Annotated in this window: 10 protein-coding genes and 3 tRNA genes; 7 read left to right on the top strand and 6 right to left on the bottom strand. The window is 65.4% G+C overall.

Features of this window, described 5'->3' with window-relative positions; translation table 11 throughout:
- Nucleotides 1-32: 32 nt before the first annotated feature.
- From metE to FHG09_RS15090, 3 genes are all read right to left on the bottom strand, one after another.
- Complete coding sequence (gene metE / locus FHG09_RS15100; RefSeq protein WP_152348472.1) at nucleotides 33-2,357, bottom strand: 5-methyltetrahydropteroyltriglutamate--homocysteine S-methyltransferase; 2,325 nt, start codon at nucleotides 2,355-2,357, stop codon at nucleotides 33-35.
- Nucleotides 2,354-3,394, bottom strand: a complete 1,041-nt coding sequence (locus FHG09_RS15095) for a methylenetetrahydrofolate reductase (RefSeq protein WP_152348471.1) — start codon at nucleotides 3,392-3,394, stop codon at nucleotides 2,354-2,356. The genes metE and FHG09_RS15095 overlap by 4 nt, the downstream gene beginning before the upstream one ends.
- Before the next feature lie 224 nt (nucleotides 3,395-3,618).
- Complete coding sequence (locus FHG09_RS15090) at nucleotides 3,619-4,110, bottom strand: YajQ family cyclic di-GMP-binding protein (protein WP_152348470.1); 492 nt, start codon at nucleotides 4,108-4,110, stop codon at nucleotides 3,619-3,621.
- A gap of 160 nt (nucleotides 4,111-4,270) precedes the next feature.
- Here FHG09_RS15090 and FHG09_RS15085 point away from each other — a divergent pair.
- Both FHG09_RS15085 and FHG09_RS15080 read left to right on the top strand, forming a co-directional pair.
- Nucleotides 4,271-4,352, top strand: a tRNA-Tyr gene (locus FHG09_RS15085).
- Between the two features lie 379 nt (nucleotides 4,353-4,731).
- Nucleotides 4,732-5,277: a DUF1992 domain-containing protein gene (locus tag FHG09_RS15080; protein WP_152348469.1), complete on the top strand. Its 546-nt coding sequence runs from the start codon at nucleotides 4,732-4,734 to the stop codon at nucleotides 5,275-5,277.
- Between the two features lie 42 nt (nucleotides 5,278-5,319).
- Here the strand turns inward: FHG09_RS15080 and FHG09_RS15075 are convergent, their stop codons facing one another.
- Together FHG09_RS15075 and FHG09_RS15070 are read right to left on the bottom strand one after the other, a co-directional pair.
- Nucleotides 5,320-6,549 carry a M20 metallopeptidase family protein gene (locus FHG09_RS15075; RefSeq protein WP_152348468.1) on the bottom strand — a complete coding sequence of 410 codons (1,230 nt, stop codon included), beginning with the start codon at nucleotides 6,547-6,549 and terminating at the stop codon, nucleotides 5,320-5,322.
- A gap of 40 nt (nucleotides 6,550-6,589) precedes the next feature.
- On the bottom strand, nucleotides 6,590-7,762 hold the full coding sequence (locus FHG09_RS15070; protein WP_152348467.1) for a hypothetical protein: 1,173 nt from the start codon (nucleotides 7,760-7,762) through the stop codon (nucleotides 6,590-6,592).
- A 216-nt stretch (nucleotides 7,763-7,978) separates the two neighbouring features.
- Here FHG09_RS15070 and FHG09_RS15065 point away from each other — a divergent pair, with 216 nt between their 5' ends.
- The 5 genes from FHG09_RS15065 (at nucleotide 7,979) to FHG09_RS15045 (ending at nucleotide 11,825) form a co-directional block, all read left to right on the top strand.
- A complete protein-coding gene (locus tag FHG09_RS15065) occupies nucleotides 7,979-8,779 on the top strand; it encodes a glycerophosphodiester phosphodiesterase (protein ID WP_152348466.1) in 801 nt (266 codons plus the stop codon).
- Nucleotides 8,780-8,913: 134 nt separating this feature from the next.
- Nucleotides 8,914-8,986 (top strand) — tRNA-Thr (locus FHG09_RS15060).
- A 27-nt stretch (nucleotides 8,987-9,013) separates the two neighbouring features.
- Nucleotides 9,014-9,087 (top strand) — tRNA-Met (locus FHG09_RS15055).
- 109 nt (nucleotides 9,088-9,196) lie between these two features.
- Complete coding sequence (locus tag FHG09_RS15050; RefSeq protein ID WP_193627397.1) at nucleotides 9,197-10,555, top strand: metal-dependent hydrolase family protein; 1,359 nt, start codon at nucleotides 9,197-9,199, stop codon at nucleotides 10,553-10,555.
- A 79-nt stretch (nucleotides 10,556-10,634) separates the two neighbouring features.
- The gene (locus FHG09_RS15045) at nucleotides 10,635-11,825 is read left to right on the top strand and encodes a M20 metallopeptidase family protein (protein ID WP_152348465.1); all 1,191 of its coding nucleotides are present in this window, start codon (nucleotides 10,635-10,637) and stop codon (nucleotides 11,823-11,825) included.
- Here the strand turns inward: FHG09_RS15045 and FHG09_RS15040 are convergent.
- Entirely contained in the window at nucleotides 11,811-12,371 is a 561-nt protein-coding gene (locus FHG09_RS15040) for a CPBP family intramembrane glutamic endopeptidase (RefSeq protein ID WP_152348464.1), read from the bottom strand. The two genes, FHG09_RS15045 and FHG09_RS15040, sit on opposite strands and share 15 nt — an antisense overlap.
- Between the last annotated feature and the right edge of the window lie 88 nt (nucleotides 12,372-12,459).

Raw genomic sequence — 12,459 nt, 5'->3', positions numbered from 1 at the left:
TCAGGCCGTCCACCGAACATCGCCGAGGCGGCTCAGACCGTGACCTGGACCGAATCGAGCATGGCCTGCCGTGCGGCGACGAGGTTGGCCAGGGAGGCGCGCACCTCCGGGTAGTCGCGCGTCTTCAGCCCGCAGTCGGGGTTGATCCACAGGCGGTGCGCGGGAACATGTTTCAGCGCCGCCTCGATGAGTTCGCGCAGCTCCTCGACGGTCGGCACGCGCGGGGAATGGATATCGTAGATGCCGGGGCCGATTCCGCGTCCGAATCCGAATCCGGCGATATCGTCGAGGACCTCCATCCGTGATCGGGCGGCCTCGATGCTGGTGACATCGGCGTCGAGGGCATCGATCGCCTCGATGATCTCTCCGAACTCCGAATAGCACAGGTGAGTGTGGATCTGTGTCTGTGGGGAGACATGGGCGCTGACGAGACGGAAGGCACGTACCGACCAGTCGAGGTACTCGGCGCGGGCGCGGCTGCGCAGGGGCAGCAGCTCTCGCAGCGCCGGTTCGTCGACCTGGATGATGCCGATGCCCGCCGCCTCGAGATCGGCGACCTCATCAGCCAGCGCCAACCCGATCTGGTCGGCAGAGACCCGCAGGTCGACGTCGTCGCGGACGAACGACCACGCGAGGATCGTCACCGGGCCGGTGAGCATGCCCTTGACCGGGTGCGGTGTCCGGGACGCGGCGTAGCGTGTCCAACCGACGGTGATCGGATCCGGGCGGGACACATCACCGAACAGGATCGGCGGACGCGTGCACCTCGACCCGTAGGACTGCACCCACCCGTGCTCGGTGGTCGTGAAGCCGTCGAGGTGCTCGGCGAAATACTGGACCATGTCGTTGCGCTCGGGTTCCCCGTGGACGAGGATGTCGAGACCCAGCTCCTCCTGCAGGTCGATGACCCGGTCGATCTCGGCTCTCATCGCCTGCTCGTAGGCGGCATCATCGACACGTCCGGCTCGGTGATCGGCCCGTGCCCGACGGACTTCGGCTGTCTGCGGGAAGGAACCGATGGTCGTCGTCGGCAGATCCGGGATCCCCAGCGACTCCTGGGCGGCGATCCGTGTCGCAGCATCGGCGCGGAAGCCGTCATTGGTCGCCTCGGCCGCGGTGCGGGCGGCCACCTCGGCGTTGTGGACTCGGGTCGACGAAGCGCGGGTGCGCCGGACGCGTTCGGCACGGTTGAACGCCTCCGGTCGGGCTTCGGCCCCCTCGGCGAGGGCGGTGGCCAGGGCCTCGACCTCGGTCACCTTCTCCTCGGCGAAGGACAGCCAGAAGGCGACGTCGACGGGCAGCGTGGTCTCCTGGGAGACCGTATAGGGCACGTGCAGCAGCGAGGTGGAGGTGGACACGCTCAGCGATTCCCGACCCAGACCGGTGAGCACGTCGAGGCTGGCGGCCAGATCATCGGCCCAGACGTTGCGTCCGTCAATGGCCCCGGCGACGAGGTGGACCGACGGGGGCAAGGTCGCCGCCAGCCTGGGTGCATAGTCCGGGTCGGCCCCGCGGGTCGCGGCGGACAGGTCGACACCGAGGGCGTCGATGCCGGATTCGGCGAGTGCGGGCAGACCGTTCTCGAGGCTTCCGTAGGGGGCAGTGACGAACAGCTGCGGACGAACGGTTGCGGAACTCAGCGTCGCATAGGTGCGTCGGGCCGCCTCGGCGAGCCTGGCATCGGTGGTGCCGGGGATGTCGGCGACGAGAGCCGGCTCATCGAACTGCACCCAATCGACGCCAGCGTCACTGAGTCCCGTGAGAATGTCTCGATAGACGAGGGTGAGCTCGTCGAGTCGGTCGAGCGGCAGAGTCGTGGCACCGGGTGCGGGTTTGGCCAGTGCGAGCAAGGTGACAGGTCCGACGAGGACCGGTCTGACCAAGTGTCCGGCGGCCCTCGCCTCGGCGACGAGGGAGAGCAGATGGTGCGGGCGGGCTGTGAAGACCGTGGAGTCGGCGAGCTCGGGGACGAGGTAGTGGTAGTTCGTGTCGAACCATTTCGTCATCTCCAACGGACTGCGCTGGGATGTACCGCGGGCGAGAGCGAAGTAGGCATCGAGGCCGGCGGCAGCGCCTGTGTTGGTGCCGCCGGTGTCCGTGGGGATGAGCCCGACGGTCAGTGCCGTGTCGAGGACGTGATCGTAGTGGCTGTAGGAGGCCGGGATCGCATAATCCTCGCGCAGCCCCAGCTCGGCGAGTCGGTGGTAGGTCTCGACGCGCAGCGTATGTACGGAACGGGTGAAGTCGTCGGCGTCGATGCGGCCGGCCCAGTAGGCCTCCAAGGCCCTCTTCTGTTCGCGGCGGGCGCCGATGCGCGGGTAGCCGGTGACGGTGGCTGTCGGGAATGGGGTGGTCATGCGTGGTTCTCCTTCGCGGTCGTTGGTGTGTCGTCGGTCGCTGGCGGCCATCGCCGAGGCGGTGGCTGGGGTGGGAATGAGCTCACGGAGATCCCTTTCTGTTCGAGTGCGGTGAGCAGGTCTTCGGTCGTGTTCTGGTCGTTGAAGGTGTAGAAGTGCAGTCCGTCGGCATCGTTCTCGAGGATCGCTGCGGTGTGTTCGGCAGTGATCTCGAGTCCGATCCGCCGCGCGGAGGCGGGGTCGGAGATTCCGTCGAAGCGTGCGAGGAGATGGTCGGGAACGGGCAGACCCGAGAGTCGGGACATCGTGTGCAGGCGGCGAGCATCGGTGAACGGCAGGATGCCGGGGATGATCGGGAGCGTGATGCCGGCGTGTTCGGCACGCCGGCGCAGACGGGCGTAGGCGGTGGGGTCGAAGAAGAGCTGGGTGATGGCGAAGTCGGCGCCGTTGCGCTGCTTGGCCGCGAGCACGTCGAGGTCCTCTTCGGGTCCGGTCGACTCCGGATGGCCCGAGGGGTAGGCGGCGACGCCGATGCCGAGGCGACCGGCGGCCAGGCGAGCGACATTGTCGGATTCGATGCGGCGGAGGAGGCCGACGAGCGCATCGGCGTGGGGGAGGTGCCCGGCGGGGAGACTCGTCCGACCGGCGGGGATGTCACCGCGGATGGCGAGGAAGCCGCGCACGCCGACGCTGAGGAGATGGTCGATCCAGGTGAGCAGCTCGGATTCGGTGCCGGCGGTGCAGGCGAGGTGGGCCAAGGGCCGCAGCGTGGTCGTGGAGGTGACCTCGGCGATGAAGTCGGCCGTGCCCTGCAGCCAGCTGCTGGTGGCCGATGAGGTGACGGCCAGATAGTCAGGACCGAGCGAATCGAGGAATCTCAGCAGTCCCGGCATCCGCGCCGCTTGGGCCGCGGACCGGGGTGGGATGACTTCGAAGGACAGAGCTCGCCGCAGCCGGCGTCGACGGACGGGCAGCCGATCGGGTGCGCTGCCCGGGGCCGAGGCCGAGAGCCGCGGGGTGACGAAAGTGGATGACATGTCGCCATCCTGACGGGGGACCGGGGAACGTGCGGCACGGATGCATGATCGGTGTCACGACCCGTCATGAGCGAGTCTCAGAACGTCCGCGGACGTCAGACGATGACGTGTTCCGACATATTCGCGGGGTGGGGGATGAGGGGAGTGCTGCCTGAATCGTCGACCGGCCGAGCTAGACCGGCTGAGCCGAGCCGTCCGACGGCCCAGCTCAAACCGAGGTGGGATCAGCGGTAGTTGATGAACTGCAGGTCGACGTCGAGGTCCTGTCCCTTGAGCAGGGCGATGACGGCCTGCAGGTCATCGCGCTTCTTCGAGCTCACGCGCAGCTCGTCGCCCTGGATCTGGGCCTTGACGCCCTTGGGCCCTTCGTCGCGGATGATCTTCGAGATCTTCTTCGCATTGTCCTTGTCGATGCCCTCCTTGAGGGAGGCGTCGATGCGGTGCTCTTTGCCCGAGGGGTACGGTTCACCGTCTTCAAGGGACTTCAGCGAGATTCCGCGCTTGACCAGCTTCGACTGGAAGACATCGAGGATGGCCTTGACGCGGTCTTCGCTGCTGGCCTTCATCTGCACGGCTTCGCCGCTCCAGGCGATCGACGCATCGGTGCCGCGAAAGTCGTAACGGGAGTTGATCTCCTTTGCTGCCTGGTTCAGTGCGTTGTCGGCTTCCTGGCGGTCGACCTTGCTGACGATGTCGAATGAGGACTCGCTGGCCATGAATGCTCCTTAGTCTGCGATGGTGTGTGCCCGTCGGGAACGGGCATGGCTGTTGCCTCCGAGTCTAGTCGAGGCCTCGAATTGTGATCTGCGTCTACCGAGTTGGAGATTCGGGTCCGGGCCTTGTATTCTTTTCAGGTGCTCATCGAGCGCCACCTGCGGCAGATTGCCCGAGCGGCCAAAGGGAGCTGACTGTAAATCAGCCGGCATTGCCTTCGAAGGTTCGAATCCTTCATCTGCCACGCAGAGGGAAGCGGTCTCGCGACTTGTGGAAACACAGGACGCGGGGCCGTTTTCCATTTCCCCGCCGAACAACGCTTCCCCACCGACAAGTGGACGCCCACTTCGCCGGCACTGGGCACAGAAGTGGTCGCCCACTGCAGGCGCTGCGCCGAGAATAGGTCGCAAACGGACATTTCCGCCGAAAAGTATCCGATTGTGACCCAAGTTCGGTCCTCTCTGTTCTCAAGCCGCCGGGTGCCCCCTTGCGAACCTCTTGCCGAGGCGCCTACCGTGTGAGGACACTTGGCCGGGGTGCCGCGTCGAGGCGAGCCGCGGCGTTCAGCCCACGGCGTCTGGTGCCGGGAGCCACGGCACTGTGGACCGGGGAGAGGCGAGACCATGAGTAAGGACCCGAGTGAGGGCGAAGCGCCTCGGCGCCTGAATTCGCTCGAGGATCGCAATGCCGTCGTCGAATCGGCCCTTGACAGGGCAATCAAGCGCGGTGATTTCGATGATCTGCCGGGTTTGGGCAAGCCGCTGAGCGGGCTGCACAGTTCCTCTGACCCCGATTGGTGGATCAAGCAGAAGATGGACGCCGAGGGCATCAACGGCGTCGCTCCGGCTGCGTTCCAGCTGAAGAAGGAGAACGCCGTCCTCGAAGACACCGTCGACGCCTTCACCACCGAATCCGAGGTCCGCGATTACCTGACCGGGTTCAACGCCCGGGTGCGGGAGGCTGTGATGGACCTGCGTGACGGCCCTCCGGTCTTCACACCTCCGCGGGATATCGACGCCGAGGTCGCGGCCTGGCGGGAACGACGCGTGAAGAAGACAGACACCGGTTCCGAGGCGGAGCCGAGCGTCCCTGACCTGGAGCGGGGCACGGATGGCTCCGAGCCGGGCGGCCCGCCTCGGCGGTGGTGGCATCTCTTCCGCAGTCGATGACGCCGCTGAGCGGACTGACCTCGGTCGGTGAGTTCAGCGCTCTCAGGAGCTGGCGGGCGGCCCCGCACCGGTCGCCTTCTTCAGTCGCGCGATCGCCAGATGAGCGAGGATCGCGGCCTGGTCGCCGAGCACAGAATCATCGAAGACGACGTTCGGGGAATGATTGTCGCTCTGACGCTCCGGCGGCACGTCCTCACGTCTCGCACCGAGCATGAGATATGTTCCCGGCACCTCTCGCAGCACGAACGAGAAATCCTCGCTCGGCATGATGGGCTGATCCAGCTCGACGACCCTGTCCGCACCGAGCGTTCCGGTGAGCTCGTTGAGTGTCCAGCGCGTCTCGGCAGCGTCATTGACCGTCACCGGATACTGGACCTGGAAGTCGACCTCGGCGGTGCAGTCGTGTGCGGCCGCGATGCCGTCGGCCAGTCGGCGAGACCGGGAGCGGACGATGTCGAGTGACGATTCGGAGAGTGTCCGGATGGTCGCACCCATGCTCGCCGAGGCGGGGATGATGTTGACGGCATCGCTGGCTTTCAGCTGGGTGATGCTCATGACGATGGGATCGAAAGTGCTGATGCTTCGCGTGATCATGTTCTGGCATGCGGTGACGAGTTCGGCCAGCGCAGGCACGGGATCGATGGCCGACTGCGGTTGCGAACCGTGTCCTCCGCGTCCGTGGATGGTGACGTTGAGGACGTTGGAGCCGGCCTGGAGAGTGCCGGGCTTCGTGCCGAGGATTCCTCGCGGGCTCGTCGTGACGTGAATGCCGAACGCCGCGATCGCGGGACGTCCGGCAGCTTCGAGCACGCCTTCGCGGATCATCACCGAGGCGCCGTTGTACCCCTCTTCGCCGGGTTGGAACATCAAGACCACATCTCCGCGGAGCTGATCGCGGTGTGCATGGAGCAGTCGTGCGGCACCGACAAGTCCCGCGGTGTGCAGGTCGTGTCCGCAGGCGTGCATGTTCCCATTGGTCGAAGCGAACGGTTCGTCGGTGTCCTCTTCCAGGGGCAGGCCGTCCATATCGCCGCGCAGCAGGACTGCGGGGGCGTCGGTCGGCCTGTCCGGGTGCGAACCACGGAGGATCGCGACCACCGAGGTGGATTCCTGACCCGTGGTCACCTCGAGATCGAGATCGGCCAGTGCAGAGATCACGGCTGCCTGTGTGCGGGGCAGATGGAGGCCGATCTCGGGATTCGCGTGGAGCTCTCGGCGCAGCTCCTGCAGTTCGGGAAGGAGGGTCTTCCCCTCGGCGAGCAGTTCGTGCATAGCGTCCTTTCGGATGAGGCTTCGGAGCGGTGAGAGATCGTCAGAGCAGACTGACAAGCACACTGGCGATGACGACGGAACCGGCACTGACCGAGGTGAACCCGCCGACGAGCATGGGCGGAAGCATCACATTGAGCAGTGCTTCCTTCTCATCGTCATCACGGGCGATCGATCGCGCGACCTCGTTCGTCAGAAGGTAGTCGGCAGGGAAGCCGTACATGGCGGTGAGGGCGACCGACATTCCGAGCCCGGACTTCCAGCGCAGGAGCTTCGTGGCGACGAATCCGCCGATGACGATGCCCGAGCCGCCGACGACGAGAATGGTGATCGTGGGGAGGAAGGCGTTGATGACGTCTTGGACGGATGCGGTGACGAGCGGTGCCATGACGATGGCGATGACACCGGCCATGGCGATGCCGAACGAGTTCGACCGTTCCATGGCCTTGTCGGGGGAGAGGCCGATCGCAGTGGCGAGGATGCCGAGGATCAGGGCGAGGATGGATGAGGGAATGTGGGTCGGGACAGCCAACAGCGTCGCGAGCGATCCGCCGACGAGGATGAGGAAGAGCATGAACAGCTGATTGTCGACGAGGAATCCCGGCAGCGTGACGAGCTTCTTCTTCTGCGCGGCCGCCTCTTCCTCCTCGTGATGGGCACGAGCGAGTTCGTGCAGCTCTCCGCTGTCTCGCAGCTTCGTGGCATAGCGACGCAGGAGGTAGTTCGTCAGCGGCATCGACGGCAGCGACTGCAGCATGAGGACCAGGGCGGGAAGCACGACGATCGACGAGGCGGCACCGGTGGCGGTGAGCCCTTCTGTCGTCAGGCTGGTGGCGACGATGCCGCCGGCCAACGGGCCGGACCCTGCTACGAAGGTTTCGAAGCCGAAGAGCGGAGCGACGATCGCCAGAATGAGCAGTACGGCCACGAGCATGCCTGAGACGGCGATGATCACAGAACGCCATTGTTTGAGCATCACGCGCAGCGGGATCAGCGAGCCCATGTGGAAGAGCAGAGGTGCCACGAGGAACGAGTAGGCCTGAAGCAGCAAGGAGTCGTCGATGACCGTCTCCGGGACCACGCCCAACTTGGCGAAGACGAAGATGCCGAGCATCGCAACCAGAAGACTGGGAACTCGGGCTTTCGACCAGATTGAGACCAACTCGCCGAGAGCGATGAAGGCGAGGACGATCGCGGCAGCGTAGATAGCTTCCATGGTGAACCTTCGTGTATAGGAAGTGAGGTAACTCACAAGATATCCGCTGAGACCCGGTCTGTGTCGAAATCGAGTTGACTTCCCATCATCTGGGAATTGCTCAGGTGGAGGTGAAGCGGTCACCTGCGCCGAGGCGGGAGCGTGGGTGCGATGGCGGTCGCCTCGGTGGCGGTGGCCGTCATGCGGCTTTGAGCGGTCAGGGCATAGGGTGAACTCATGAGCTTTCTGCAGTTCCTGAACGAACGAGGCATCCATGAGCGCCCCGGCCCCGGGAGTCGACCACTGGTGATCGCGCATCGAGGGTATTCGGCAGTCGTGCCCGAGAACAGTCTGGCCGCGGTCGACGCGGCCCGCGCGCTCGGAGTCGACTTCATCGAGGTCGACACCTCGACCAGCGCCGATGGTGTGCCCGTGATCCTCCACGACCCGGATCTGGACCGGACCACCAATCGCAAAGGCCCAGTTGCCAGCCTCACCGCCGAAGAGCTGTCGTTCGTCGACGCGGGCTCTTGGATGGGGCCGGGATTCCACGGAGTGCGGATCCCCACCCTGTCGGCGGTGATGCGCGATATCCAGCACCGAGGCGGCGAGCTCCTGCTCGAGCTCAAGGGGGAGTGGTCATCGGGTGCGGTGGCGAGGATCTCCGAGTTGGTTGTGGAGACCGGAATCGCCGACCGGATGATCGTCCAGTCGTTCAATATAGAGACGCTCGAGACCTGCCGAGACATGCTGCCGATGGTGGCTCGCTTCCTGTTGCGCATGGTTCCCAAGCCCGAAGATATCGAGATCGCTCGTGAGCTCGGAGCGGTGGCGATCAATCCTTCCTACAAGGGGTTTTCCATGCGCAGATCGGTGGTCACCGAGATCATGGACAACGACCTCGGTGTCTTCGTCTGGACCGTGGATGGGATGAACGAATGGCGGGAGCTCCTCGGGGCCGAGGTCGACGGGATCATCACGAACCACCCCGGTCGCCTGCAGGGATTCCTCGCGGGTCGATTCGACCCCGTGAAATAGGAACCCCCAGTGGTCGTGACGCTGAGGCTGCGAGGACTTCTGCGAGCCTCGGTACGGAATCGATCGCCTGTGAGTGAGGTCACTTTGCCCCGATTTGCCCTAGGAATGCGAACCCGTGTAAATTCTTACCTGTTGCCCCGATAGCTCAGTCGGCAGAGCATCTCCATGGTAAGGAGAAGGTCAAGGGTTCGATTCCCTTTCGGGGCTCTCGTGCCGCCTGGAATGCGGCGCTGGGGCGGGGTAGCTCAGCTGGTTAGAGCGCACGACTCATAATCGTGAGGTCGGGGGATCGAGTCCCCCTCCCGCTACCGTTCAACTCCCTCATCGCGACGAAGAGTCCGGTGGGGGAGTTTCTGTATTCGGGAACTCCCCGTCCCGGTATTGCGCGTCTCCTGCCGACCGTGCAAGTCTTGCCGTGTGAAGCGCGCCACTGGAAATGATGACAGGGAGTCCCGCACGGCGGCTGCCTACCTTCCCACCACGCCTGACGGCGGCGACCGACTCATCCTCCGGGGCGCCAGGCTCATCGACGGCACCGGCGGTGAGGTTGTCGCCGACGCCGAGATCGAGGTCGACGGCGGACGTATCGTCTACGCAGGCCCCGCCCGCCGATGTGACGAGTCCGTGGAAGGCGGCAGGCGCGACGAGCCGACTGTCACTGTCGTCGATCTGACCGGCAAGACCATCCTGCCGGGGTTCATCGATGCGCATGTCCACCTGGGCCTGTCCATCGAAGACCAGCCTGCCGAGGCGGCGCGATTCGGTTCCGAGCGCGTGTTCCGGATGGGGCTGCGAGCGAATCAGACTCTGATGGCCGGTGTGACGACGGTCCGCGATCTCGGCGGAATCGACCGCGGAGTCAGAGACGCCGTCGAGGCCGGCCTCATCCGAGGACCGCGCATGCACATCGCCATCGTCCCGCTCTCCCCGACCGGCGGTCACGCCGACTTCACTCTGCCCAACGGCCGGCCGGTGCCGATGGGGCTGCCGATGGACCCGATCATCGACACCGATGACGACGTTCGGCGGGTGGTGAGGCTTCTCGTGCGAGGAGGGGCTGACGTCGTCAAGGTCTGCACGACCGGCGGAGTGTCGAGTCCGACGGACACCCCGGATGACATCGGTGTCCCCGAGGAGCATGTGCGACTCATCGTCGCCGAGACGGCGAAGCGTTCACACCAGCCGGTCGCCGCCCACGCCCAAGGGGCGGAAGGAATCAAGGCGGCCATCCGCGGCGGCGCCGCATCGATCGAACACGGCTACGGAATCGACGATGAAGGCATCGACCTCATGCTCGAACATGGGATGTTCCTGGTCCCCACGCTCACGAGTGCCCTGCGCGTGCCGGATCCCCGGGACGTTCCCGCTTACCTCTACGAGAAGAAGGCCAAGTGGTCGGCGATCGCCCGCGAACGCGTGGCGGTAGCGCTCGAGGCAGGGGTCCGGACGGCTCTGGGCACGGACTCCGGAGTGTGCCCGCACGGGCAGAACCTGTGGGAACCAGTCCATGCCGTCGAACTCGGGCTGAATCCGATGGAGGCCATCGTGGCCGGCACTCGCAGCGCCGCCGAACTCCTCCGTCTCGACGGCGACATCGGCACACTCGAAGCGGGAAGACTCGCGGACCTCATCATCGTCGACTTCGATCCCATCACCGACATCACGCCGCTGGCCGAACCGGACAACGTCAAAGCGATCCTCCAGGGCGGGGTCCTCGTCAAAGACAGCGACGCATGGTTCCCCGACCCTCCGAAGCGAGCACTGATCTCCCGCTGACCCGTTCAGCGGATGTCTGCGGTGGGCCAGAAGGACGACCTGCCGCTTCCTGCGCCGACTCCCAGAAGGACAGCACACCGTGCCACTCGATTTCACCAGCGAAGCCCGCGCCCTTGCCGACGATCTGCGCGAACTGCGCCGCGATCTCCATCGCAATCCCGAAGTCGGTCTCAACCTGCCGGAGACGCAACGGCGCGTTCTCCGAGCCCTCGAAGGACTGCCGCTCGAGGTCACCCTCGGTCAGGGGCTCAGCTCGATCGTCGCTGTCCTGCGGGGAGCACACCCCGGCCCGACAGTGCTGCTGCGCGGGGACATGGACGCTCTGCCCGTCGTCGAGGCGACCGGACTCGATTTCGCGTCGGCGAACGGAAACATGCACGCCTGCGGACACGATCTCCATGTCTCGGGACTGGTCGGAGCCGCACAGCTGCTGTCCGCCCATCAGGCCGACCTCTCAGGGACCGTGGCCTTCATGTTCCAACCCGGCGAAGAGGGCATGGGCGGGGCGAAGATCATGCTCGAAGAAGGGATGTTCGAAGCCATCGGGCAGAGGCCCGATGCCGCCTACGCGATCCACGTGGCCCCGGGACCGCCGGGAACCTTTGTGACCAGGCCGGGCACGATCATGGCTGGAGCGAATACGCTGCACGTGACCATGCACGGCAGCGGCGGACACAGCTCACGACCGGAAGATGCCGTCGACCCGGTCCGTCCGATCCTCGAACTCGGACAGGCACTGCAGTCGATGGTCACCGGATCATTCAGCGTCTTCGACCCCATCGTCGCCCAGGTGACCCAGCTGGAGGCAGGAGAGGCCGTCAACGTCATCCCCGCCTCGGCGAAACTCGGGGCCTCCGTGCGCACTCTCTCCCACGAGACGACGCGGAAGTTCCCCGAACTCGCCGCACGGCAGGCAGAGTCGATCGCGGCAGCACACGGGTGCACGGCCGAGGTGGTCTGGACCGAGCAGTACCCCGTCACGGTCAATGACGGCGACGAAGCCGCCTTCGCATTGGCCTCTCTGACCGATCGATTCGGCGTCGAGCGAGTGGTGCAGGTCCCGGATCCGCTCATGGGGTCCGAGGACTTCTCCTTCGTGCTCGAGCAGGTGCCCGGTGCCTTCGTGTTCTTCTTCGTGTCACCCGAAGGCATCGATCCGGAGACGGCTGCGATCAATCATTCACCCGAGGTTCTGTTCGACGATGCTCACCTCCCCGACCAAGCAGCCGCGCTCGCGACCTTGGCTTGGGAGCGGTCACTGCGCGGCTGAGCGTAGCTCTGATCTCCCCGTTTCGGAGTCATGCGTCCGCCTCTTCTCGATCCTCCACACCAGCACCACAGCGATCGCCTGGGCGAGGATGAACAGCAGCATGTACGGTCCTGCGGCACCGGCCGAACGGTCCTGGCTGATCCCTCCGCCGAAGGCGAAGAGCGAACCGATCGCCATGGCGAAGACGTTGTTCATCGCGTGGAACGCAATGGACGCCTCCAGGCCACGACCGAGCAGCGCCATGAGAGCCGTGCTCGCACCGAGCCCGAGGTAGCTGAGGAACATCCACGGATCCGAAGTCGTGTGCAGGAGCGCGAACAGCAGGGTCGACAGGCTGATTCCGACGATAAGCGCGGGGCGCGCGGCACGGATCCACGACGCGTACGATGCCGTGAACACTCCCCGGAAGGTGATCTCCTCGGCGGCGGCCTGAAGCGGGGTGGTCAGCAGCACGACTGCCAGCAGCAGGGTCGTCGTTCCGGTGACCTGGAAGGCCGAACCGGGAGAGGGCTGAACGAAGGCGAGGATTACGTTGAGGACGATCATCAGCCCCGCAAGCAGCAGCGTATAGCTTCCGAGCCGGCGCCAGGAGAACCCGGCGGATGGTGGTCATGACGCTGCGCCACGGCGTCTT

The organism is Brevibacterium sp. CFH 10365, from assembly GCF_009299785.1.
Lineage (GTDB): Bacteria > Actinomycetota > Actinomycetes > Actinomycetales > Brevibacteriaceae > Brevibacterium > Brevibacterium limosum.
Note: the sequence above shows the minus strand (reverse complement) of the source record. Positions and strands in the feature narration are given on the sequence as shown.

What these genes read in the sequence shown, in the direction of transcription:
- metE (WP_152348472.1), bottom strand. Translation starts at nt 2,357, where the DNA reads ATGACCACCCCATTCCCGACAGCCACCGTCACCGGCTACCCGCGCATC.
- FHG09_RS15095 (WP_152348471.1), bottom strand. Translation starts at nt 3,394, where the DNA reads ATGTCATCCACTTTCGTCACCCCGCGGCTCTCGGCCTCGGCCCCGGGC.
- FHG09_RS15090 (WP_152348470.1), bottom strand. Translation starts at nt 4,110, where the DNA reads ATGGCCAGCGAGTCCTCATTCGACATCGTCAGCAAGGTCGACCGCCAG.
- FHG09_RS15080 (WP_152348469.1), top strand. Translation starts at nt 4,732, where the DNA reads ATGAGTAAGGACCCGAGTGAGGGCGAAGCGCCTCGGCGCCTGAATTCG.
- FHG09_RS15075 (WP_152348468.1), bottom strand. Translation starts at nt 6,549, where the DNA reads ATGCACGAACTGCTCGCCGAGGGGAAGACCCTCCTTCCCGAACTGCAG.
- FHG09_RS15070 (WP_152348467.1), bottom strand. Translation starts at nt 7,762, where the DNA reads ATGGAAGCTATCTACGCTGCCGCGATCGTCCTCGCCTTCATCGCTCTC.
- FHG09_RS15065 (WP_152348466.1), top strand. Translation starts at nt 7,979, where the DNA reads ATGAGCTTTCTGCAGTTCCTGAACGAACGAGGCATCCATGAGCGCCCC.
- FHG09_RS15040 (WP_152348464.1), bottom strand. Translation starts at nt 12,371, where the DNA reads ATGATCGTCCTCAACGTAATCCTCGCCTTCGTTCAGCCCTCTCCCGGT.